The organism is Rhodococcus sp. KRD162 (assembly GCF_017168335.1).
GTDB lineage: Bacteria > Actinomycetota > Actinomycetes > Mycobacteriales > Mycobacteriaceae > Rhodococcoides.
Genome location: NZ_JABFAU010000072.1, coordinates 1 through 1,243 on the forward strand (window position 1 = coordinate 1; position 1,243 = coordinate 1,243).

Sequence of the window (1,243 nt, forward strand, 5' to 3'; positions counted from 1 at the left end):
GGGCAGTTTCAAGTGATGGTTGCAACACAGCTCCTGACCTGAGGAGATGTGGAGCAGATGTCCCGACGTGTCATCCCGAACCGAGCAGAGATAGTCGCTAGGTTCCATGCCATGCGAGATTCGGGCGCGTCAGTGATCGTTGCGTCGGCGGCCGCCGGCGTCAGTCGGTCCACGGGAATGCGGTGGACAGATCAGAGGAAAGGAATCGTCCGCGGGGCCAAACGGATCCGGTCCGAACCCAGCGGGCGATTCCTTTCTCAGTCCGAACGAGAAGAGATCGCTATCGGCCGGGCGATGGGGCTGTCTCAGACCGACATTGCCGATCTCATCGGTCGCGACAAGTCGGTCGTCTCTCGCGAGCTCGGCCGCAACACCAACCTCGGTGGCACCTACCGATCGGTATCCGCGCAGCAGCGAGCGGATACACGCGCCCGCCGACCCAAGACCGCGAAGCTTGCCGATCCCGACAGTGAACTCCGCGCGGAAGTTGTTCGCCGCCTCCGGAAAAAATGGTCACCGCAACAGATTTCGGCGACACTGAAGATCGATTACCCCGATCGGCCGGAGATGCACGTGTCGCACGAAACGATCTACAACGCCATCTACGTCCAAGCCAAAGGCGAACTCAAAGCCGAGGTCGCCGACGCGCTCCGGACCGGCCGGGCACATCGCCGCAAGCATGGGCGAGTGCCCAGCAATGCCCACCACATTCCCGACAAGACGCTGGTCTCCGAGCGCCCCGACGACGTCGAAGACCGCAAAGTCCCTGGGCACTGGGAAGGCGACCTGATCCTGGGCGCCGGAAACAAATCGGCGATCGGCACCCTGGTCGAGCGCACATCCCGATTCACGATGCTGCTGCACCTGCCACATTCACACAACCTCGACGCCGTCAGAGATGCGATGATCGCCGCGATCCGATCGATGCCGGACACGCTCAAACAGTCGGTGACCTGGGATCAAGGCATGGAAATGCGCAGGCACGCGGAGATCACGATGGCCACCAACATGGCCATCTACTTCTGCGACCCCCACAGTCCCTGGCAACGTGGCACGAACGAAAACACCAACGGGCTACTGCGGCAATACTTCAAGAAGGGCACAGACCTCTCCACGCATACCGCAGAGCGGCTTCAAGCGGTCGCCGACGAACTCAACGACCGCCCCCGCCGAACGCTAGGCTGGAACTCACCAGCAAAAGTGATCAACGAGCTAATCGTTGCAACGACCGCTTGAAACTGCC

General features: G+C 61.5%; 1 protein-coding gene. It reads left to right on the top strand.

Annotated elements, in window-relative coordinates; translation table 11 throughout:
- The first annotated feature begins 57 nt into the window (after window positions 1–57).
- Window positions 58–1,236, top strand: a complete 1,179-nt coding sequence (locus tag J1M87_RS26890; RefSeq protein ID WP_374222430.1) for an IS30 family transposase — start codon at window positions 58–60, stop codon at window positions 1,234–1,236.
- Window positions 1,237–1,243 lie beyond the last annotated feature (7 nt).

Coding starts and splice junctions, on each gene's coding strand:
- J1M87_RS26890 (WP_374222430.1), top strand. CDS start 58: ATGTCCCGACGTGTCATCCCGAACCGAGCAGAGATAGTCGCTAGGTTC.